At 64.9% G+C, this 22,623-nt stretch carries 17 protein-coding genes; 8 read left to right on the forward strand and 9 right to left on the reverse strand.

Annotated features, from left to right (window positions below; all coding sequences use genetic code 11):
* Positions 1-93: 93 nt before the first annotated feature.
* Positions 94-4,248: a VCBS domain-containing protein gene (locus tag CK489_RS05485; RefSeq protein ID WP_095731557.1), complete on the reverse strand. Its 4,155-nt coding sequence runs from the start codon at positions 4,246-4,248 to the stop codon at positions 94-96.
* A gap of 594 nt (positions 4,249-4,842) precedes the next feature.
* On the opposite strand from CK489_RS05485, the gene CK489_RS05490 reads away from it, so the two are divergent.
* Complete coding sequence (locus CK489_RS05490) at positions 4,843-5,589, forward strand: transglutaminase-like cysteine peptidase (protein WP_095731558.1); 747 nt, start codon at positions 4,843-4,845, stop codon at positions 5,587-5,589.
* Positions 5,590-5,723: 134 nt separating this feature from the next.
* Here CK489_RS05490 and CK489_RS05495 read toward each other — a convergent pair whose 3' ends face one another.
* From CK489_RS05495 to CK489_RS05520, 6 genes are all read right to left on the reverse strand, one after another.
* Positions 5,724-6,923, reverse strand: coding sequence for an ABC transporter substrate-binding protein (locus CK489_RS05495; protein ID WP_050631005.1), 1,200 nt, complete (start codon positions 6,921-6,923; stop codon positions 5,724-5,726).
* 135 nt (positions 6,924-7,058) lie between these two features.
* Positions 7,059-8,897, reverse strand: coding sequence for an AMP-dependent synthetase/ligase (locus CK489_RS05500; RefSeq protein ID WP_095731559.1), 1,839 nt, complete (start codon positions 8,895-8,897; stop codon positions 7,059-7,061).
* A gap of 189 nt (positions 8,898-9,086) precedes the next feature.
* Positions 9,087-9,866: an ABC transporter ATP-binding protein gene (locus CK489_RS05505; RefSeq protein ID WP_095731560.1), complete on the reverse strand. Its 780-nt coding sequence runs from the start codon at positions 9,864-9,866 to the stop codon at positions 9,087-9,089.
* 10 nt (positions 9,867-9,876) lie between these two features.
* Positions 9,877-10,635: an ABC transporter ATP-binding protein gene (locus CK489_RS05510; RefSeq protein WP_095731561.1), complete on the reverse strand. Its 759-nt coding sequence runs from the start codon at positions 10,633-10,635 to the stop codon at positions 9,877-9,879.
* Positions 10,632-11,783, reverse strand: coding sequence for a branched-chain amino acid ABC transporter permease (locus CK489_RS05515; RefSeq protein WP_050631002.1), 1,152 nt, complete (start codon positions 11,781-11,783; stop codon positions 10,632-10,634). Before CK489_RS05515 ends, CK489_RS05510 begins: the two co-directional genes overlap by 4 nt.
* 10 nt (positions 11,784-11,793) lie before the next feature.
* On the reverse strand, positions 11,794-12,669 hold the full coding sequence (locus CK489_RS05520; RefSeq protein WP_021080282.1) for a branched-chain amino acid ABC transporter permease: 876 nt from the start codon (positions 12,667-12,669) through the stop codon (positions 11,794-11,796).
* Between the two features lie 294 nt (positions 12,670-12,963).
* On the opposite strand from CK489_RS05520, the gene CK489_RS05525 reads away from it, so the two are divergent.
* Both CK489_RS05525 and CK489_RS05530 read left to right on the forward strand, forming a co-directional pair.
* Positions 12,964-13,716, forward strand: coding sequence for an ABC transporter ATP-binding protein (locus tag CK489_RS05525; RefSeq protein WP_050631001.1), 753 nt, complete (start codon positions 12,964-12,966; stop codon positions 13,714-13,716).
* Positions 13,713-15,233: a permease gene (locus tag CK489_RS05530; protein WP_095731562.1), complete on the forward strand. Its 1,521-nt coding sequence runs from the start codon at positions 13,713-13,715 to the stop codon at positions 15,231-15,233. The genes CK489_RS05525 and CK489_RS05530 overlap by 4 nt, the downstream gene beginning before the upstream one ends.
* 7 nt (positions 15,234-15,240) lie before the next feature.
* Here CK489_RS05530 and CK489_RS05535 read toward each other — a convergent pair whose 3' ends face one another.
* A complete protein-coding gene (locus CK489_RS05535) occupies positions 15,241-16,179 on the reverse strand; it encodes an alpha/beta fold hydrolase (RefSeq protein ID WP_245350262.1) in 939 nt (312 codons plus the stop codon).
* Between the two features lie 174 nt (positions 16,180-16,353).
* Here CK489_RS05535 and CK489_RS05540 point away from each other — a divergent pair, with 174 nt between their 5' ends.
* The 5 genes from CK489_RS05540 to CK489_RS05560 all read left to right on the forward strand — a co-directional run bounded on the left by CK489_RS05540 (position 16,354) and on the right by CK489_RS05560 (position 21,280).
* Positions 16,354-17,169: an MBL fold metallo-hydrolase gene (locus tag CK489_RS05540; protein WP_095731924.1), complete on the forward strand. Its 816-nt coding sequence runs from the start codon at positions 16,354-16,356 to the stop codon at positions 17,167-17,169.
* Between the two features lie 143 nt (positions 17,170-17,312).
* Entirely contained in the window at positions 17,313-17,768 is a 456-nt protein-coding gene (locus tag CK489_RS05545; RefSeq protein ID WP_198960840.1) for a MerR family transcriptional regulator, read from the forward strand.
* Between the two features lie 46 nt (positions 17,769-17,814).
* Complete coding sequence (locus CK489_RS05550; protein ID WP_095731563.1) at positions 17,815-19,203, forward strand: MFS transporter; 1,389 nt, start codon at positions 17,815-17,817, stop codon at positions 19,201-19,203.
* Positions 19,204-19,286: 83 nt separating this feature from the next.
* A complete protein-coding gene (locus tag CK489_RS05555; protein ID WP_050631000.1) occupies positions 19,287-20,336 on the forward strand; it encodes an amidohydrolase family protein in 1,050 nt (349 codons plus the stop codon).
* Between the two features lie 11 nt (positions 20,337-20,347).
* The gene (locus CK489_RS05560; protein ID WP_095731564.1) at positions 20,348-21,280 is read left to right on the forward strand and encodes a GNAT family N-acetyltransferase; all 933 of its coding nucleotides are present in this window, start codon (positions 20,348-20,350) and stop codon (positions 21,278-21,280) included.
* Positions 21,281-21,287: 7 nt separating this feature from the next.
* Here the strand turns inward: CK489_RS05560 and CK489_RS05565 are convergent, their stop codons facing one another.
* On the reverse strand, positions 21,288-22,544 hold the full coding sequence (locus CK489_RS05565) for an aminopeptidase (RefSeq protein ID WP_095731565.1): 1,257 nt from the start codon (positions 22,542-22,544) through the stop codon (positions 21,288-21,290).
* Between the last annotated feature and the right edge of the window lie 79 nt (positions 22,545-22,623).

Genomic DNA, 22,623 nt, shown 5'->3' on the forward strand with positions numbered 1-22,623 from the left:
CGCGCGGAGAGTTTGTTCCAATGGAGCCGGCATGCGCGGTGCACAATCAGCCCGACCCGACCCGCCGCCCATGGCGGCTCGGCCGCACAGCCGTCACGTGACGTGAAGCAGGAAGTCGTTGTGGCCGAGCGCCGCGGGGCTGACGTTGCGCAGCGTGATGGTGTCCGCGCTATCGATCGTGATCAGCGTATCGGCCGCGTTGGTCGGCGACTGCGAGACGTGCTGGCTGATCCAGGTATCGACGCTGCTGGTCGAAACCACCGCGGTCAGGTCGATGTGGTCGACGCCGGGCTTGAAGTTCAGGATCGTGTCGTGGTTGAAGTTCGGCGCGAAAACGAACTGGTCCTGGTAACCCGCCGTCCCGAACAGCACGTCCTTGCCAGTGGTGCTCGTCAGGGTCACCGGCGCGGTCGGATTTTGCTGGACGTTGAAGATCAGGTTGACCGTATCGCTCGCGCCGTTGCCGTCGGTCACGGAGAGCGTGACGGTGTCGGTCGGCGCGGTGCCGGGGTGATAGGTGAGCGCCGACGATGCGAGCGCCGCGTTGATGTCGGTGAGGTGCCCCGCTTGCGCGGGCGGTGTCACGCTGCTGCCCGAACCGACCGTCGTCGCCGCCAGCAGGAAGTTCTCGGTGGCCGTGGCATCGACATCCGTCACGGTGAGGCCGGAGATCGTGTCCGTCCCGTTTGGATTCTCGGTGATGCTGATATTGTCGGTATGGATCACAGGTGCATCGTTGGCGCCGATGACGTCGACCGTCAGCGTCGCCGTTCCAACGGCGCCATGCGCATCGATCGTCTCGACCGTGAACGTGTCGGCAAAGGTCCCCTTGGGTAGCGCGTTGATCGCGGCGGCGTCGGGAACATAGTTGTAGGTGCCGTCCGGGTTGACCGTGAGCAGGCCGTAGAGACCTGAGATCTGCGTGACCGCGGCATGATCGGAGTTGAGGATGGCGTAGCTCAACGTTGCCGTCTCACCGTCGTCGACGTCATGGCCGTGCAGCGTGCCGGTGAGCGGGCTAAACGTGTCATAGGCGGCGGTGTCGGTGAGCGTGCCAGCGTTGACGTCGGCTAGCGTCGGCGCGTCGTTGGCGCCGTTGATCGTGATCGTGACGGGCGTGTTGACGACGCCGCCATGATGATCGTCGAGCTGGATCGTGTAGGTCAGCGTCAGCGTCTCGCCGGCGGCGAGGTAGTCGAAATTCTGGTCCGCGGCCGAGAAGGTCCAGGCCTGCGATCCGGTCAGCCCGCCGGTCGAATCCGTCAGCGTCCCCAGCGACAGCCAGTTCAGGATGATGGACTGGTCCTCGGGCAGGCCTGCGGTCGCTCCGGCTTCGGCGACGCCGGTGATGGTCATCGTGTGGGTGTCGCTGAGGTCCACATCGGTGAAGATCACGGTGCCGGATGCGGTGTCCGGCTTGGATGATCCCGTGGTGTCGGGCTGCTCGGCGATGGTGGCCGTCTGCGCTTCCGACGTGACGGTCGGCGCGTCATTGCTCCCGGTGATCGTGATCGTCACCGGCTGGCTGACCACACCGCCATGATGGTCGTCGACCTGGATCGTGTAGATCAGCGTCAGCGTCTCGCCGGCGGCGAGGTAGTCGAAATTCTGGTCCGCGGCCGAGAAGGTCCAGGCCTGCGATCCGGTCACGTGGCCGGTCGAATCCGTCAGCGCCCCCAGCGACAGCCAGTTCAGGATCGTGGACTCATTCTCGGGCAGGCCCGTGGTCGTCCCCTGCTCGGTCACTCCGGTGATGGACACGGTGTGGGTGTCGCTGAGATCGACGTCGGCAAAGCCCACCACGCCCTGGGCCACGTCCGGCTTCGATGAACCCGTCGTATCGGGTTGCTCGGCGATGGTGGTGGTCTGCGGCTCGGCGGTGAATGTCGGGACGTCGTTGGTGCCCGTGATGGTGATCGTGACGGGCTGGGTGACGACGCCGCCATGATGGTCGTCGACCTGGACCGTATAGGTCAGCGTCAGCGTCTCGCCCGCGGCGAGATAGTCGAAACTCTTGTCCGCGGCCGAGAACGTCCAGACATTCGATCCGGTCACGCCGCCGGTCGAATCCGACAGCGCGCCGAGCGACAGCCAGCTCAGGATCGTCGCCTGATCGGGGAGCCCTGATGTGACGCCCGTTTCGGCGACGCCGGCCACGGTGACGCTGTGGGTGTCGCTGAGGTCCACGTCGGTGAAGGTCACCGTGCCGGACGCGGTATCGTGGTTCACCGAGCCGGTCGTCTCCGGGGTTTCGGTGATGGCGGCGGCCTGGGTCGGCGACGTGACCACCGGCATGTCATCGGTGCCGACGATCGTGATCGTGACCGGGACCGTGACGACGCCGCCATGCTGGTCGTTGATCTGGATCGTGTAGGTCAGCGTCAGCGTCTCGCCCGCGGCGAGATAGTCGAAGCTCTTGTCGGTCGCCGAGAACGCCCAGGCGCGCGATCCCGTCACGCCGTCGGTCGAATCGGTGAGCGCGCCGAGCGATAGCCAGCTCAGCACGGTGGCCTGGTCGGCAAGTCCCGTGGTGACGCCGGATTCGGTGACGCCGGTGATGGTGACCGTGTGGGTGTCGGTCAGATCCGCATCGGTGAACGTGACCGTGCCGTCCGCGGTATCCGGCGCGCCGGAGCTCGTCGTCCATGGCAGCTCGGTGATCGAACCGGCCTGCGCCGCGGACGTCACCACCGGCGCGTCGTTGGTGCCGGTGATCGTGATGGTGACGGTCTTGAACGCGGTCTCGTTGCTCGGCGCATAGTTGTTGTCGACGCGCACCAGATAGGTCAGCGTCAAGGTCTCGCCGGCGGCCAGGAAGTCGAAGGCGCCGTCCGCAAGGCTGTAGGTCCAGGTCGCCGAACCGAAATTGGTGTTGTTCGGATCGGGCGTGAGCAGCAACGGGATCTCGACCGCCTTGATGGCCGCCTGTTCCGCCGCTGTGAGCTGCGAAGTCACGTCGTTGCCGCCGGCGTCGTGGTAGCTGAAGGTGCTGAAGCTGACCGCCGCAGTGGGCTTGTCGCCGAGATTGACGTCCGTCCAGGTGATCTGGCCGGTCACCGTGTCGGGCAGCGTGCTATGGGTCAGCCCGGCCTGTTCGGTGAACGAAGCATTCTGGGTCACGACATGCGGCGCACCGGGAGCATGGTCGGGCTTCACGGAAGGGCCCTCTGGCCCGGCATTGCCGGTCAGGGCCAGCAGGAAGCTTGTCGGCAGGGTCACGTCGCCGGTCGCGAGCTTGAGGATGGTCGTGACCGGGACGATGCTATCCGTGAAGTTCGTCGTGAGCTTGGTATTGGGATTGTTGTTGTCGGTGAACTTCAGCGCGAAGACGTCCGAGATCAGCTTCTGCGCATCGGTCGACAGTTGCGCCGACGAGACGAAGCTGACGCTGCCCTGACCGTTGACGATGGTCTGGGTGCCGGCCTGATCGACGGTCGCGATCGGATTGAGCGTCGTCTTGTCGAACAGGATGTAGGAGCCGGTGGTGCCGTCGGGCTCCACCAGCACCTGGAATTTGGCCGGTGGCACGCCGCCGGAGCCCTGCACGTCGAAATCGATTTCGACCAGCACCGCGGTGCCGCGGATGCCCATGGTCGCGACCGGCGTATCGACCTTCATGTCGCCATGCTTGGCGGTCGCGCCGGCGACGAACGAGATGGTGCCCGAGACGAGGCTCATCAGCGACGAATTGTTCGACCCGTTCGGGTCGTAGATCATCTCGTTCAGCACCATCTTGGCGTTCGGTCCGAGACCGAACACGGTGCCGTCGATGAAGGTGATGCCGAGCGTCGAGTCGCTGCCCGACTGCACCACGTCGCCCTTGTTGACGTTGTCGCCCTGGTTCAGGACAACAGCGACGCCGTTACGGACGGCGGTGGCGCTGCCCGTCAGCTTGGTGACATGGCCGATGACCTTGGCCGGCTCCGCGGCACCGCCGGCCTGGGCATATTGGGTGTAGCCGGTGAGTGCGTTGACGAGGTCGCCGGTGAGATGCGCGCCTTCAGGCGACGCCAGCGCCGCGCGTTTCTCGCCCTTGAAATAGTCGTGCAGGACGAGTTCCCGATCGTCCTTCGAGATGACGAGATCGAGCCCGGTTCGCTTGAAGTCGCCGGTGAACAGCAACTGCCCGTCGTCGACCGTGATCGCGCCAGGCGGAGCATTCGAGGTAACGCTTTCGACGTATGCCGATCCGCGGGCGTAAGCGTCCGCGCTCGGCAAATGGCCGTCGAATTTCTCGACAAAGTTCACTGCGGATCACCGCACGGGGGTTAATATTGGTAAAATATCCGAATGATTACTCCTGCATATCATCGGATAAAGCTTGGCGAAACCATCCTTTGCTTTCGCAAGGTGCTCTGGTCGCGCGGTTTGACCGGATGTGACTTGGCTCACTCTCACATGAATCGTGTATTCCGAACCTGCCTGACGGTACAATGAGATGGGATTTGAGCCAAGATGGGTAGTGAGCCACGTATTCGTGGTATTGATTGGCATTTCTGTACTTGCCTTTATTTCCCCGCAGCCCCGAGAGGGCATTTGACCCGATTTTTCCGGCTAAAGCTGTGACTTGGCTTACAAATCGCAGCTATCCCGTGCGCGGACTGGCTGGGTTAACCAGTAGGCAAGGGTGAGGCGCTTCGCGGTGGAAAAAGGTTCGCGGGCTGGTTTCACAAACCGGTAAAGTTTTCGGGACCCGGACCACGCGCCCTTTAGCCTCCTGCCCGGATCTCCCACATCTTAAGTCGATTCGAAGGGATCGCTGGTCATGCTCGCGGCATGAAACGATCCGGTCGCGTGTGCGGTGTAGTGTCCACCCGCCGATGAGCGGACAGGGGGTGTCACATGGGATTCTCGCTTCGCTCGTTCGCGCTGCGCGCCGTCATGTTGGGTTTCGGCTTGGCTTTGGCCGCGCCAATTGCCGAGCTGAATGCCGCCTCGCTGCTGTCGCCCGGCCCGGCAACCCTGCTCCGACAGTCGACCGAACCGTTCGGCCTTGCGACCAGCCTACTTGCCGGCGGCGGCCTGCACGACAAATGGCTCGGCGTGCAGCGCCAGCTCGCGGATGAACTGGTGCAACTCGCCGCCTGCGAGAGCGACCGCGCAGGCTGTGCCTCGCCCGAAGCGCTGCGGTTCCTGGCGATCGTCGATGCCGGTCGCGCGCGCAACGGGCGCGCCCGTCTCGGCGAGATCAACCGCGCGATCAATCTGGCGATCCGCCCGGGCAGCGATCTCGCGACTTACGGCGAGCCCGACGTCTGGGCCACGCCGCTCGCCACCTTCGCCCGCGGCAGCGGCGACTGCGAGGACTATGCGATCGCCAAGTTCGTGGCGCTCGCCAAGGCCGGTGTCGCGCCGGAGGATTTGCGGATCGTGGTCATGCACGACCTGCTGGGCGGCGAGGACCATGCCGTGGTCACAGCGCGGCTCGACGGCCACTGGCTGACGCTCGACAACCGCCGCATGGCGATGATCGAGGACGCCGACATCAGGAGTTTCCGGCCGACCTTCGTGATCGACCAGCACGGCGTCTACCGTTATGTCGATGCGCCGCCCGTCACCGAGGCCGCGTGGCGGCCGGCGGCGCGGTGAGTCGAAGACAGGGTTCACACACGTTCCGTCATTGCGAGGAGCGGAGCGACGAAGCAATCCATGTTCCCACTCACGAGGATATGGATTGCTTCGCCGCGCTCGCAATGACGGAGTGCCGAACCTCCGCCACGGCTTCAGAACATCAGATTGTCCTTCACCAGAACCCAGCGGCCGCCCTTGACCTGCTGCACCTGGGTGATGGTGTTGGCGAGATGATCCGTCTTGGAGAACTTGGTCGGCGGCGAGCTGAAGATATCGAGGAACTTGTCGCCCGACTCCAGCGCATCGAGCATCTTCTGGCCGGTGAGATCCTTGCCCGCCTTCTGGGCGTAGAAGGCAAACGTCATCACCGCGTTGTAGCCGATGATCGCCTGGGTGTTGGCGTCGGAGTTGAACATCTTCTTGTAGCTGAGCAGCCAGTCCTTCACCTTGCCCTTGGCCGTGTCCTCATAGGGTATCTCGAAGCCCGACGCGGCGTAGAGGCCCTCGACGGCTTCCTTGCCGAGCGCGGGCACTTCGAGCACGTTGGTCGGGGTGGCGCCGAGGAAGGTGACGTCCCAGCCGAGCTTCCTGGCCTCGTTCATCGCGCCGATGGTCTCACGGATCACGGTGCCGAGCACGACGAGGTCACAGCCGTCGGCCTTCATCTTGGCGACCTGCGCCGAGAAGTCGGAGGCGCCGCGCTTGTAGCTGGTGATCGAGGCAGGCTGCACCTTCATCGCAGCGAGCTGCTGATTGAAGCCGTCGAGCACGTTCTTACCGTACTCGTCGTCCTGGTGCATGATGCAGGGCTTCTTGAAGTTCTTCCAGTCCATCATGTATTTGAGCGCGGCGCGCGTGCTCTCGACATAGGGCAGCAGGTTGTTGAACTTCAGCCGCTCCTGCGGCTTGGCGGGATCGAACTTGAAGGTGAATTCGGCAGCGGTCAGCGGGAACAGCTGCAGCACGCCGGCGTCGAACAGGATATCCTGCGCGGCGAGCACGGTCGGCGAGCCCATCGGCCCGATCATCGCGAAGATCTTGTCGCGCTCGACCATTTTCTGCGAGGCCAGCACGGCCTTCTTCGGGTCGTAGCCATTGTCCTCCAGGATCATCTTGATCTTGCGGCCGTTGATGCCGCCGCTGGCGTTGATCTCCTCAACCGCCATCTTCATGCCGTTCGACACCGGAACGCCCCAGACCTTGATCGGGCCGGACAGATCCTGGTGCGTTCCGATCACGATCTCGGTCGGCGAGATGCCTTCATTGGTAACCTTGGTCTGGGCTGCGGCCGGCAGACAGGTCAGCGCCAGCGCGCTCACCGCAAGGCCCAGCGCCTTCAGCGATTTCGACATTGCAGTCTCCTCCTTAACAACGGCCCATGGTGAGCGAAGGGTCGGGCCTTCTCGCTCCTTCGCCAATCGCTTCTCAGCTCTCTCCCTGAGCATGATCTATTCGGAAAACCACTTCACACTTTTCCGGATCATGCTCTATGCCACCGCCCGTTCGCCATACATGGCGTCGATCTCGGCCGCGTAGCGCTTGTTCACGAAGCTGCGCTTCAGCTTCATGGTCGGCGTCAGCTCCTCGTCCTCGGGCGTGAGCTGACGTTCGATCAAATAGAATTTCTTGATAGTCTCGACGCGTGCGAACTTGGCGTTGACTGCCTCGACCTCGCGGTGGATCAGGTCCTGGATCTCGCGGGCGCGGCACAGGCTCGCATAGTTGGTGAACGGAATGTCCTGGTCCTGGGCGTACTTCTCGACGTTCTCCTGATCGATCATGATCAGGCAGGTCAGGTACGGCCGCTTGTCGCCGATCACGACCGCGTCGGAGACGTAGGGCGAGAATTTGAGCTGGTTCTCGATCTCGGACGGCGTGATGTTCTTGCCGCCTGACGTGATGATGATGTCCTTCATCCGGTCGGTGATCTTGACATAGCCTTCATTGTCGATCGCACCGACATCGCCGGTGTGCAGCCAGCCCTTCGCGTCGATCGTCTCGGCGGTCTTCTCCGGCTGATTGAGATAGCCCATGAACAGGTAGTCGCCCTTGATCAGGATCTCGCCCTTCGGACAGATCATCACCTCGCCCCATGGCGCGGCCTTGCCGACCGAGCCGAGCTTGATGCGGTCCGCCGGCATCATGGTCGCGACGCCGCAATTCTCGGTCTGGCCGTAGACCTCTCGCATGTCGATGCCGAGCGCGAGATACCAGCGGATCAGATCCGGCGAGATCGGCGCCGCACCGGTCAGCGCGATCCGGCAACGGTCGAGCCCGAGCATGCGGCGGATGTTGCGGAACACCAGCCAGTAGGCCGCACGGTTGGCGAGCCGCAGCGGCAGCGGCGGCGCCTCGCCCTCGAGCCGGCATTCGGTCATCCGGTTGCCGATCGCGAGCGCGCGCGCGTACATCCAGTTCTGGAACGGGGTCGCGTCCTTCAGCGCGATGGTGATGCCGGAATAGAACTTCTCCCAGATCCGCGGCACCGCGAGGAACGCAGTCGGCTGCACCTCGCGCAGATTGTCCGGCACCGTCTCAGGGCTCTCGGCGAAATTCATCACCGAGCCCAGCGCGAGGGAGATGTAGTAGCCGCCGACCCGCTCGGCGACGTGGCAGAGCGGCAGGAACACCAGCCGCTCCTCGCTGTCGGTCGAGGGATAGAGGTCGTTGGCGTGGCGCATCTGGTGCGTCACGCTGCGGTTGGAATGCATCGCGCCCTTGGGCGGGCCCGTGGTGCCCGAGGTATAGACCAGGATCGCGAGATCGGAGGCGGTGCGGCTGCCGGTCATCTCATCCCACAGGGCATCATTGCCCTGCGCATGATTGCGGCCGAGCGCGGTGAACTCGGCGAGCGACAGCACCATCGGATCGGAGAAGCCGGACAGCCCCTCCATGTCGAACACGATGATCTTCTCAAGCGTCGGACAGCGCGACCGGCAGGTCAGCACCTTGTCGAGCTGCTCCTCGTCCTCAACGAAGATCACCCGCGTGCGGGAATCATTGACGAGGTATTCGACCTGCGCCGCCGAATCGGTCGGGTAGATGCCGGAGGACACGCCGCCGGCGCACAGGATGCCCATGTCGGCATAGACCCATTCCGGCACCGCGTTGGCGATGATCGAGGCGACGTCGCCGGGGCGGAAGCCGGTCGCATGCAGGGCGAAGGCGATGTCCTTGGAGATCTGCAGCCATTCGCGCCAGCTGGTCGGTTGCCAGATGCCGAACTTCTTTTCGCGGATTGCGGGCCTGTCGCCACGCGTTTGCACCGCGAGCAGAAAGCTCCTCGCGATCGTGTCGGCGACCGTCAGCACCGCTGGTCCTGCCATGCGCGCTCCCTCCTCTGCCGCCTGCTTCGCGCGCCGGCTCGGCTGCCGGTCTTGTCGGCGAAACAGGCCTGAAATCTAGCTCCAACTCGCTGCCAGTGCCAAACCTTCCTCAGCGCTACTTTCGTCGACGCCAACCCTTCTCCAGCACCAGGCCTTCAACGCCAAGTCTTCCCTGACGCCAAGTCTTCCCTACCGCCACGTCTTCTTCTTTTTCCAGCGCCGCTCGCCCCGCGCGCCGGCTTCCTTGGCGCCGAGATAGAACTCCTGGATATCGGGCGAATTGAGCAACCGCTCGCAGGTGTCGTTCATGACGACGCGGCCGATCTCCAGCACATAGCCGTAATGCGCCGTCTCCAGCGCGATCTTGGCATTCTGCTCGACCAGCAGGATCGACATGCCCTGCTCCTCGTTGACGCGGCGGATGATGGTGAAGATCTCCTTCACCAGGATCGGCGACAGCCCAAGCGACGGCTCGTCCAGCAGCAGCAGCGTCGGCCGGTTCATCAGCGCCCGTCCGATCGCCAGCATCTGCTGCTCGCCGCCCGAAAGCTGCCCGGCCGGCTGGCCGAGCCGCTCCTTCAGCCGTGGAAAATAGCCGTAGACGCGCTCGAGGTCCTGCGCCACACCGTCGCGGTCCTTGCGCAGATACGCGCCCATCATCAGGTTCTCGCGCACCGACAGGAACGGAAACACCTCGCGCCCCTCCGGCACGTGGCTGAGGCCGAGCCGTACGATCCGGTCGGCCTCCATGCGCTGGATCGGCTTGCCCAAAAATTCGATCGAGCCCTTCTGCGGATCGAGGATGCCGGAGATCGTCTTCAGCACCGTGGTCTTGCCGGCGCCGTTGGCGCCGAGCAGCGTCACGATCCGGCCGCGCGGCACCTCGAGGCTGATGCCGCGGATCGCCATGATCGGCCCGTAGTAGCTCTCGATGTTGGAGAGCTTCAGGATGATGTCCGATGTGCTCATGGCATCATCCTCAGGCGCCGAGATAGGCTGCGACGACGTCGGGATGGTGCTGCACCTCGGACGGCGAGCCCATCGCCAGCACGCGGCCGTAGTTCAGCGCGATCACGCGGTCGGAGACCCGGTTGACCAGCGTCATGTCGTGCTCGACCATCAAGACCGTAATGCCGAGCTCGCTCTTCATGTCGCGGATCCAGAACGACATGTCGTCGGTCTCTTCGACATTGAGGCCTGATGACGGCTCGTCGAGCAGGATCAGCTTCGGCTCCGAGCACAGCGCGCGCGCCAGCTCGATCACCTTGCGCACCCCGTAAGGCAGGCCCGAGATCAGCTTGTCGCGGTAGGGCTCGAGATCGAGGAATTCGATCACCTGCTCGACCCGGCGGCGGTGCGCCTTCTCGCCGGCGCGCACGCTCGGCAGGAACAAGAGCTCCTGCCAGAGCTGGGTGGTGGAATGGCGATGGCGGCCGACCAGGAGATTGCTCAGCACGGTCGCATTCTCAAACAGCTCGATGTTCTGGAAGGTGCGCGCGATGCCGAGCTTTGCGATGTCGTAGGCCGGCTCCTGGGTGATGTCTTGATCCTCGAAGAAGATCTTGCCCGAGGTCGGCGGGTAGATGCGCGAGATCAGGTTGAAGATCGAGCTCTTGCCGGCGCCGTTGGGCCCGATGATCGAGAGGATCTCGCCCCTCTCGACCGCGAAGCTGACGGCATCGACCGCCTTGAGGCCACCGAAATGCAGCGACAGGTTTTCGGCGCGGAAATAGCTCATCGGTTCCGCTCCGATTTCACATAGATCTTCTGCCGCTTGAAGGTCGCGCGCTTGTAGAGCGGGAACAGCTGGAAGAAGAGCTTGATCTTGAGCCAGCGGCCATAGAGTCCCAGAGGTTCAAAGAGCACGAACACCACGATGATGACACCGTAGATCGCGCCCTTCAGCCCGTTGGCGGAGGCAAACGCCGCGACCGCATCCTGGATGTGGCCTGCGCGCTCCGTGCCGGCGCCGAGCGTGGCGGCGGCGCCTGCGATCACGCCGGGCATGTCGTCCTTCAGATAGGTCAGGAACGGATCGATCATGACCAGGAAGATCGCGCCCAGCACCGCGCCGTGCAGGCTGAACGTGCCGCCGATCAGGATCACGATGATGAACTCGATCGAGAGCTGCAACGTGAACATCTCGGGCGAGATGAAGGAGAGCTTGTGGGCGAACAGCACGCCGGCAAATCCGGTGATAGCAGCCGAGATCGCGAACGACTTCACCTTGTAGAGCGCGACATTGATGCCCATGCTGCGCGCCGCGGTCTCGCTGTCGCGGATCGCGACAAAGGCGCGCCCGGTCGGCGAGCGCAGCAAATTGAGCGTGCCGACGATGGTCAGCACCAGCACCGCAAGGCAGAGATAATAGAAGGTCGGGCCGTCGCGCGACACCGTGGTGCCGAGCAGCTGCATGGTCTTGACCCGCATGCCCTCATTGCCGTTGGTCACGCTTTCCCAGCGCGCCATGATCTCCTCGACGATGAAGGCAAACGAGATCGTCGCGATCACCAGGTAGATGCCCTGCAGCCGCAGCGCCGGAAATCCAACCAGCGCGCCGACCACGCCGGTCAACAGCCCCGCGGCGAGGAAGTAGACCGGAAACGGCACGTTGAACTGCTGCAGATAGGCCGCGGTATAGGCGCCGATCGCCAGAAACGCGGCGTGGCCGAGCGAGGCCTGTCCGGTGAAGCCGGTCAGAATCATCAGCCCGACGCCGACCGTCGCATAGATGCAGACGAAGACCAGCTGGCTCATCAGGTAGCTGGACAGCACGTAGGGCGCGATCACCAGCACCGCGAGCAGCAGGCCGTAGGAATAGACGTAGCCGGAATGCGGGAACAGCCTGATGTCGTCTTCGTAGTCGGTCTTGAAGAGAAACCGCATATGTCGCTCCTCAGACCTTTTTTCGAACGTGAAGGCCGAACAGGCCCTCGGGCTTGAGCAGCAGCACTGCGAGCAGCACGATGTAGGGCGCGACGTCCTTCCATCCCTGCGGCAGGTAGAAGCCGGCCATGCTCTCGATCACGCCGATCAGGACGCCGCCGACCACCGCGCCCGGGATCGAGCCGAAGCCGCCGAGCACCGCGGCCGGAAACGCCTTCAGCCCCAGCACCAGGCCGACATTGGAATGGATGAAGGTGATCGGCGCCAGCAGCACGCCGGCGCAGGTCGCCACCGCGGCCGAGATCGCCCAGACGATCGAGACCACGCGCTTGACCGGAATGCCCATGTAATAGGCAGCCAACATGTTCTCGGAGCTGGCGCGCATCGCGGTGCCGAGCGTGGTGCGGTTGAAGAACAGGTAGAGCAGCGCGCACAGGATGATGGTCGCCGCGATCACCGACAATTTGTCATAGGCGAGCACCAGGCTGCCGATCCGCAGCACGCCCTGGCTGAACGGCGTCTCGATCTTGAAGTCGTCGGTGCCCCAGATCATGCCGGCGACCGAGCGCAGGAAATAGCCGAGCCCGATCGTCGCCATGATGATGGAGAATTGCGGATAGCCGAGGATCGGCCGCACCACGAGCCGCTCGGCCAGCATGCCGAACAGCGCCATGCAGATCACCGCGCCGGCGAAGCCGACCCAGTAGTTCAGCCCGAGCATGCCGATGAAGGTGAAGGCGAAAAAGCCGCCCAGCATCATCAAATCGCCTTGCGCGAAATTGACGACCTCGGTTGCCTTGTAGACCAGCACGAAGCCGAGCGCGATCAGGCCGTAAACGCAGCCGAGCGCGATGCCGCTGACGAGCTGCTGAACAAAGTCCAGCATCGTTCCCTCCCCGATGCCCGGCGATTCTTATCCGATCGCTCGTCGCATCCCGCCTTCACGCCCTTGTGTCGGAAGCGCTGAAAGCCGCCTATGTCCGCCCCGATTGAGCCAAAACGGCCGATCCCTGTCAACAAACCGCTGTTCCGGCTATATCATCACATTTACGGAGATATGCCGCAGCACGGACTAATACGGATATCGCATTCGATTTGCCCCGTGCGATTCATTGCACCGAAACGGTTTTTGTCCAAGGTTACGCAACCGACGAGCGAACTCCCGGATCGCCACCACATCATGACATCGCAACTGTCCGCACTGGCCCTGCGAGGGTTAACCAAGCGTTTTGACCGCCCGGCGGTCGACGCGCTCGATCTCACCATCCGGGTCGGCGAATTCTACGCGCTGCTCGGGCCGAACGGCGCCGGCAAGACCACGACGCTGCGCATGGTGGCCGGGCTATTGCGGCCCGATGCCGGTTCGGTGTCGATCCTCGGCATCGATGCGCTGGCCGATCCGGTCGCCGCCAAGCAGATCATGGCCTGGGTGTCCGACGAGCCGATGATCTATGACAAGCTGACGCCGCTCGAATATCTCGAATTCGTCGCCGGCCTGTGGGGCATCGATCCCCGCACGTCGGAGCAGTCGGCGCGCAATCTCCTGATCTCGCTCGGGCTCGAGCCGCATCTCAACGAGCGCTGCGAAGGCTTCTCCAAGGGCATGCGCCAGAAGGTGGCGCTCGCCGGCGCGCTGGTGCACGATCCCCGCCTGATCATTCTCGACGAACCCCTGACCGGCCTCGACGCGCTGTCGGCGCGTCACGTCAAGGGGCTGCTGCAGGAGCGCGTCCGCACCGGCTGCACCGTGATCATGACCACCCATATTCTCGAGGTCGCCGAGCGCATGGCCGACCGGATCGGCGTGATCGCGTCGGGCAGGTTGATCGCCGAGGGCACACTGGCCGAGCTGCGCGAGCGGAACGGCCGCAACGACACCACGCTCGAGGACATGTTCATCGCGCTGGTCGATACCGAAGCGGCGGCCGCGTGAGCTCGACCGCCCATCTCACCTGGTTCGCGCGCCACGAATTCCGCCTGGCCTGGCGCGAATGGCTGGCGATGATGACCGGCGGCCGGCGCCGGCGCAATCGCGCCCTGATCGGTCTCTTGGTCTTCGCGGCGATCCTGCATCTGCCGGCCTATGCCGTGGTCGCCCGCTATGTCGACCTCAGGTTTCCGCTCGATCCGTCCTCGCTGATCGTGCTGACCGCGACGATCTTCCTGTCCTGGGCCTTGATGCTCTCGCAGGCAATCGAATCGGTGACGCGGGTGTTCTACGCCCGCGCCGATCTCGATCTGATCATGTCGTCGCCGGCGAAGCTCACCAACATCTTCTCGATCCGGATCGCCGCGATCGCGCTGACGGTGAGCAGCATGGCGCTGCTGCTGTCGACACCGTTCATCGACGTGCTGGTCTATCTCGGCGGCCCGCGCTGGCTCGCCGGCTTCGGCGTGGTGCTGGCGATCGGCCTGTCGGCGGCGGCCGCGGCGATCGCCGTCACCGCGTTCCTGTTTCGCGTGATCGGGCCGAGCCGGACGCGGATGGCGGCGCAGATCGTCTCCGCCGTCATCGGCGCCGGCTTCGTCATCGCTCTGCAGATCGTCGCCGTGCTGTCCTATGGCACGCTGTCGCGCTTTGCCTTTCTGACCTCCGCCACCGCGGCACGCATCGCCCCCGCGCTCGACAACCTGGTCTGGTGGCCGGCGCGCGCATCGCTCGGCGATCTCGAGATCATGTTGCTGCTGCTCGCCACGGCGCTCGTGCTGCTCGGCGTCGTGATGGCGGTGTTCGCGCCGCGGTTTGCCGACACGGTCGCGCGCGTCGCCGCCAATCCGGCCACGGTCACGCAAGGGCGTTCCCGCACGTTCCGGCCCGGCTCGCGGCAGCAGGCGCTGCGCCGCAAGGAATTCCTGCTGCTGCGGCGCGATCCGTGGCTGCTGTCGCAGAGCCTGATGCAGATGCTCTATCTGCTGCCGCCGGCGCTGATGCTGTGGCGCAGCTTCTCCGGTACGTCGACCGCGATCGTGCTGATCACGCCCGTCATCGTCATGGCCGCAGGCCAACTCGCCGGCGGGCTCGCGTGGCTGACCATCTCGGGCGAGGACGCGCCCGACCTGGTAGCGACCGCGCCGCTGCCGCCGTCACGCGTGATCCGCGCCAAGATCGAGGTGGTGCTGATCGCCATCGCGGTGGTGTTTACGCCGCTGGTGGCCGCGCTGGCGTTTGCCTCGCTCGCTCAGGCCGCGGTCACGGCGATCGCAATCCTGATCGCGACCGCATCCGCCGCCGCGGTCCAGCTCTGGTTCCGCGCGCAGGCCAAGCGCAGCCAGTTCCGCCGGCGCCAGACCTCCTCCCGCATCGCGACCTTCGCCGAAGCGTTCTCCTCGATCGGCTGGGCCGCAACCGCGGCGCTGGCGCTGACGATCCCGATGGCTGCGCTGGTCAGCGGCGTTCTGACGCTGCTGACGCTCGCCATCGCCTGGAGGATCAGCCCGCGCCAAGCCTGATACACCGTTACGCCTTCATCACCTCGATCACGGCGGCGGCAAAGGCCTCCGGCTGCTCCTGCGGCAGGTTGTGGCCTGCGCCCGGGATCACGCGATAGGCGCGGCGAGCCGTGTATTTGGCCGCGCTGGCACTGCCGTCGGTGGCAGCCGTCACCCCGTCATCGGCGCCGTCGAGCGTGATGGTGGGCACGGTAATCACCGGCAATGTGTCCAGCCGCCGCTGCAAATCCGCGTATTGCGGGTCGCCTTCGACAACGCCGTAGCGATGGCGATAGCTGTGGATCACCACATCGACATAATCGGGATTGTCGAATGCAACGGCGGTGCGCTCGAAGCAGGCATCGTCGAATGCCCAGCCCGGCGACCATTGCGACCACAGGATCCGCGCGATGCCGCGCCGGTCGGCGGCAAGCCCCGCGCGTCCCCGCTCGAGCTGGAAGTAATACTGATACCAGAGCGGCACCTCGCGCTCCGGCCGCGCCGGCACCATCGCGTGCGCGATGTCCTGGATCATGTAGCCGTTGGTGCAGACCAACCCGACGCAGCGTTCCGGCCAGAGCGCCGCGCCGATCGAAGCGGCACGGCCGCCCCAATCATAGCCAGCGAACACCGCGCGCCTGATGCCGAGCGCATCCATCAGCGCCATCATGTCGGCCGCGATCGCCGCCTGCTCGCCCGAGCGCGGCGTCGCCTTGTCGCGAAACACCGTCGGCCCGTAGCCGCGCAGATAGGGCACGATGACCCGGCAGCCCTGCGCGGCCAGGATCGGTGCGACGTCGACAAAGCAATGGATGTCATAGGGAAAGCCGTGCATCAGCAGCACGACCGGGCCATCCGCCGGGCCGGCCTCGTAATAGGCGATGTTGAGCACGCCTGCGTCGACATGGCGCAACGGCTCGAGCCGCTTGGTGGATGATGCCCGCGGCGCGGAGGTATTGTCGGTCACGCAGAACTCCCTGATCGCTGTGATCTGCGCGGCATGATAGCGCCTGCCGGCTGAATAATCGCCCGGATCGTATTGCAGCCAGCGCCGTGGAGCGATGCGCCGGCCTCATCATGACGGCACGGCAATTGCGCGCTAGTCTCGCGGCGGTGGATGTCGCCGCCGACGGAACAGCTCATGCTGAGATTGCTCGCCGCGCTTGTCGTGCTGGGAACGCTGACCGGTCACGCGGTCGCGCAGGATGCTCAACGCAGCGAATGCCTGGCGATGGCCAATGCGCCGCCGCGCGCCACCCCGGTGAGCTACCGGCGCATCGCGGCCAAGGCGGATGAGGTCGCGATCACCTATGCCGGCCACTCGACCTACTACATCGACACGCCCGGCGGCATCCGGATCGCGACCGACTACAATGGCGTCTATCAGACCGGACGGCTACCCGACGTCGCGACCATGAACCGGGCCCATGCGACGCATTACACGCTGTTCCCCGACCCTAAAATTGCCCATGTGCTGCACGGCTGGGGCGAGAACGGCCAGGCCGCGCACTACTCGGAGCGGATCGGCGACGTCTATATCCGCAACGTTACCACCGACATCCGCCGCTATTGGGGCGAAGACGCCGGCGGCGCGATGATCAAGGACGGCAATTCGATCTTCATCTTCGAGGTCGCCGGCCTCTGCATCGGCCATCTCGGCCACCTCCACGTCAAGCTCGACGACAGCCAGTTCGCCGCGATCGGCCGGCTCGACATCGTGATGGTGCCGATCGACGGCACCTATACGATGTCGCTCGACGGCGTCTCCGAGATCACCAAGCGGCTGCGCGCCTCGGTGGTGCTGCCGATGCACCGCTTCGCCACCCCGCTCGACGAGTTCATGCGCCTGATCGGCCAACAGTTCGAGATCGACCGCCGCGGCGGCGAGCGGACTTTGAGGATTTCGCGCGACACACTGCCGGCGACGCCGACGGTGATCATCCTCGACGGGGTGTGAGGCAGCCCGCCCCTGACACGATTTCGTCAACCGGCGATTTTCGCGCTTGACCTAGAGTGTGCTCTAGCTTGTTCACTCGGAAGCGTCTGGCGGATCAGCCGCACGTCGCATGATCCCGCCGGCGCCATGAAGGCGGTCTTACCATGATGGATGCCCGAACAACCCAGGCGCCCAGCGCGCTCCACATCGGTGAGATCGCGCGCCGCTCCGGCCGCAGCGTCCACACGATCCGCTGGTATGAGACGCAGGGCTTGATGCCGGGCGTCGTCAGGGACCGCGGTCGCCGCCGCGTCTACAGCGATTACCATATCGGCTGGCTCGACCTGATGGAACGGTTGCGCCTGACCGGCATGTCGATCCGGCAACTCCGCGAATATACCACGCTGGTGAAGCAGGGCAGCGCCAGCCTGCCCAAGCGCCGCGCCCTGCTCGCCGCCCATCAGCTCCGTGTGCATGCGATGATCGCCAAATGGACCGAGGCACTGACGCTGGTCGACGCCAAGGTCGAATTCTACGACGAATGGATGGCGGGCGGCCGCCGGCCAACGATTTCGCCGCAACAGCGGGCGCGCGCCATGCGCTCGGTGAGCAAAGCCTGAACAAGGCCTGAGCGCCTCTTCCGACCTCCTCAGAACAGGATACGCGATGGACGATATGCTTCGGCGTAAACCCTTTGCCATGCGCGCATCGCAGCGACTGACGCTGCTGACGCTGTGCCTCGCCGTCACGATCGCGCACATCGACACATTCATCGTCAATCTCAGTGCGCGTGCGATCGGTGATCATTTCGGCGCCGGTGTCGACCAGTTGCAGTGGATCGTGGACAGCTACAATCTGGTCTACGCCGTCTCGCTGCTGCCCGGCGGGATGCTTGCGGACAAATACGGCCGGCGCCGGATCCTGATCTGCGGCGCCCTGATCTTCAGCTTCGCATCGCTGCTGTGCGCGGCCGCGCCGTCCGCACAGGTGCTGATCGGCGGACGTGCCCTCACGGGTGCCGGAGGCGCGCTGATGATTCCGGCCTCGCTGGCGATCATCCGCGTAGTTTGGGACCAGCCGGACGAGCGCGCCCGCGCACTCGGCATCTGGGCCGCCTGCAACGGCGTCGCCATGACGCTGGGACCGAGCCTTGGCGGGCTGCTGATCCCATGGCTCGGCTGGCGCAGCATCTTCCTGGTGATCGTGCCGCTCGGCCTGCTGGTCGCTGTGATGGCCGGATCGACGGTCCCGGAATCAGCGAACCCGCAGCGGCGCGCGTTTGACGCTCCGGCCCAGTTCTGCGGCGCGCTGGCGCTTGGAAGCCTGACCTATGCCGCCATCGGCGCACGGTCGACGCCGGGCGCGACGATCGCCATGCTGGCCGTCGCCGTGCTTTCGACATTCCTGCTGATCGCGATCGAGCGGAAAAAGGGTTCCGAGGCGCTGCTGTCGCCCGAGATACTCAGCGCCCGTCAGTTCCGCGCCGCGATGATCACCACCACAGGCATGACCTTCGGCGGCTATGGCATGGTCTTCGTCTTGCCGCTGGCCTGGCAGTCGAGCGGGCGGTTCGATGCCCCGGCAAGCGCCGCCGCGTTACTGCCGATGTCGCTGGTGTTCGTGTTGGTCTCGCCGCTCTCCGGCACGCTCTCTGACAAATTTGGACTGCGCGCGACAACATCGGGCGGCGTGACGCTGATGAGCGCCGGCCTCCTGATGATCGGCCTTGGCGGCCTGCAACCAAACATCGCCCTAGCCGAGTTCGGACTGGCCATCACCGGCCTCGGGCTCGGCCTCGCGGCAGGACCGCTCTCGGCGATGGCCGTCGGCGACGTCGCGGCTGCGCGGGCCGGTACGGCTGCGGCGCTGATCAACGTGGCGCGGATCAGCGGTGCAACGATAGGGGTCGCGGTGCTCGGCGGATTGTATGCGGCGACCCGTGGCGGCCGCCAAGGCCTGCTGGTTGCGATGCTCGCCGGAAGCCTCGTTCAGCTCGCCGGCGCCGGCGCCGCATGGATGATGGCGCAGCGGAAGGCTCCGCGGCTGCGCATTTGACCAGTCCGCGCGCGGCTCGTTATCCTTCGCACAGCCGACATCCGATCGGCGGCCGACAAGAGCAAGAACAGGGAGCATCATCCATGGCCAGCACTCTGCCCGCCTCTGCGAGCGGGCTCTATGCCAATCCGCGCGAAGACTGGCTCGCCCAATACACCGAGGAGATCATCGATCCCGGCCGGCCGATCGTCGACCCGCATCATCACCTCTGGGATCGCGGCGGACTGCGCTATCTGATCGAGGAGATGCGCGACGACATCGGCTCCGGCCACAACATCGTGGCGACGGTCTATGTCGACTGCCGGTCAATGTATCGCGCCGACGGGCCGGAGGCGTTCCGTCCGGTCGGCGAGGTCGAGTTCGCCAACGGCGTCGCGGCGATGGCGGCAAGCGGCGGCTATGGCAAGACGGCGATCTGCGCCGGCATCGTCAGCCACGTTAACCTTCTGATCGGCGACCAGGCCAAGGCGGTGCTGGAGGCGGAGATTGCCGCCGGCAACGGCCGGTTCCGCGGCATCCGCCACTCCTCGGCCTGGGACGAGGACCCCAACGTCGCCCACATGTATGCGAACCGGCCGAAGGGCATCCTGCTCGACCCCACCTTTCGTAGGGGGTTCGCGTGCCTGGCGCCGCTCGGCCTCAGCTTCGACGCCTGGTTGTTCCACCCGCAGATCGGCGAGCTCACCGACCTCGCCCGCGCCTTTCCCGACACCAAAATCGTGCTCGATCATTGCGGCGGCCCGGTCGGCACCGGCCGCTTCGCCGGCAAGCGCGAGGAGACCTTTCCGGTCTGGAAGGCCTCGATCCAGGAGATCGCCAAATGCCAAAACGTCGTGGTCAAGCTCGGCGGGCTGGCGATGTGCCTGCTCGGCTACGACTTCCACCTGCGTCCGAGGCCACCCTCGTCGGAGGAACTCGCCGCCGCCTGGCGGCCCTATGTGGAGACCTGCATCGAGGCGTTCGGGCCGAACCGTTGCATGTTCGAAAGCAACTTCCCACCTGACAAGGGACAGTGCAGCTATCAGGTGATCTTCAACACCTTTAAACGGCTTGCATCACAATATAGCGAAGTCGAGAAGACGGCGTTGTTCTTGAAGACGGCAAAGGATGTCTATCGGCTCGATATCGGGTAAACTTCCGACCCATGGATGACGGCATCACCATCCGGCCGCTTCGAGAGGCTGATGCAGAAGCGGTGGTCGAGCTTTACGCAAAGGCAGCTGCGGTGGAACCGCGGCTGGGCCCTGTCACGCTGCCGCAATGGGACCAGTTCCTGAAACTGCCGCAGAACCGTGGCGGGCGCGACTTTCGTGTCGCCGAGCGGCACGGCCGGCTGGTCGGCCTAGCCGAATCCTCGTTGCGCGACCAGGGCACGCATCACAGCCGGTTCCTCAAGATCGTCGTGGCGCCCGAGATGCGGCGTCGCCGCATCGGCCTCGCGCTGTTCGATGACATCATTGCGCTCGACAGCGACGCGGATCTCACCGTGCAGACGCTGGTGAGCAGCGACTGGCCGGCCGGTATGGCCTTCGTGGCCGCCTTCGGCTTTGTTCATCTCGAGTCCGAAATCGGGATGAAGTGCGTCGAGCCGTTGCAACCGGCGCGCACCCTCGCCGCTGCCCGTGCCACCATCGAGCAGGTCAGCGACGTGACAGCCTGCGCGGCCGAGGTCGCGCGCATTCACAACGCCGCCTATGCCTCGGACGCCGCCTTCCGCCTGTACTCTCCGGAGGAGATGGCGCAGGTCCTGACCGAGACCGAAGTCTGGATCGCGTCGGAAGATGGACAGGTATCGGGCTTCTGCCTGACCGAGCCCGAGCGGAACTCGATGTGGATCGAGTCGGTTGCGGTCGACCCGGCACGGCAGGGACGTGGACTCGGTCAGCTTCTGGTCTACCGCGTGCTCAGCGCGCACGACGTGTCGGTCGAGCATCCCTGCTGGCTCAACGTCTCGAGCCGCAACGCGCCCGCGCTGAAGATCTATCGCCGACTCGGCTTCAGGCCGCAGCACGAGACCTGCCGCTTCAGCGCCACGCGAGGCGACCTGCTCGCCGCGCGGGAGCGGAGTTTTCGCTAGCGGGCCGCTACGCCCACTCGCCCTTGCGGAACACCGGCACGCTGCGGCCGTCGGCATGGATGCCGTCGATGTCGGTATGCGCGGAGCCGATCATCCAGTCGATGTGGATCAGGCTCTTATTGCCGCCCTGCTCGGCGATCTGCTGCGGCGTCAGCTTGTCGCCGTTGATGAAGCATTTCGAATAGCACTGGCCGAGCGCGATGTGCGAGGCGGCATTCTCGTCGAACAGCGTGTTGAAGAACAACAGCCCGCTCTTCGAGATCGGCGAGGAGTGCGGCACCAGCGCCACTTCGCCGAGCCGGCGCGCGCCCTCGTCGGTGTCGAGCACCTTCTTCAGCACTTCCTCGCCGCGCGAGGCCTTGGCCTCGACGATGCGGCCTTCCTCGAACCTGACCGAGATATTGTCGATCAGCGTGCCCTGGTAGGACAGCGGCTTGGAGGAGACGACATGGCCGCTGACGCGGCGGCAGTGCGGCGTGGTGAAGACTTCCTCGGTCGGGATATTGGCATTGCAGACGATGCCGTTCTTGGCGGTCGAGGCGCCGCCCTCCCACTCGTGGCCGTCGGCGAGGCCGATGGTGAGGTCCATCCCGGGACCGGAATATTTCAACGCGTGGAAGCGCTGGCCGTTCAGCCATTCGGTGCGCTCGCGCAGCTTCGCGTTGTGCCGTTCCCAGTTGGCGACGGCGCCATCCTGATCGACCCGCGACGCGGAGAAGATCGCGTCCGCAAGCTTGGCCACCGCGACGTCCTCGGCATCATCGGGGAATACCTGCCTGGCCCAGGACGTGCTCGGATAGGCGATGATGTTCCAGTTGGTGTCGAAATTGACGATCTTCTCCAGCGCCGGCTGGTAAGCGATCGAATTGGCCTTGCTGGCGCGCGCGACCTTGGCCGGGTCTTCACCCGACAGCAGCATCGGATTGTCGCCAACGATCGCGAGCCGCGCGGTGTTGGCGCCGAACGCCTTGGCCATGCCCTCGTAGAGCCAGCCGGCGGCACGATCGAAGCTCGCGTCATTGGCGTAGCGGTAGCGCGCCAGCGTCAGCTCCTCGTCCGAGAAGAACGGGGTCACGAGACCCGCGCCGGCCTTGTAGGCATGCTCCACCACCCGCCGCACCAGCGGCATCGCTGCGGCAGGCGCCGTCAGCAGCAGGTCCTGTCCCGGCTGCAGCTGCAGGCCGACCTTGATCGCGACTTCGGCGAGCCGATCGAGCTTCACGGGATCGATCGAGGCGGAAAGGCTGCGTTGATGTGCGGTCATGGAGCGTCCGGCCGTATCGTTTGAGGGATTTTCAGGATTCGTAGTCCAATTCGATCCGCATTCGCAAGGTTCCCGCCCG

Source organism: Bradyrhizobium sp. UFLA03-84, assembly GCF_002289535.1.
In the GTDB taxonomy this organism is placed as follows: domain Bacteria; phylum Pseudomonadota; class Alphaproteobacteria; order Rhizobiales; family Xanthobacteraceae; genus Bradyrhizobium; species Bradyrhizobium viridifuturi.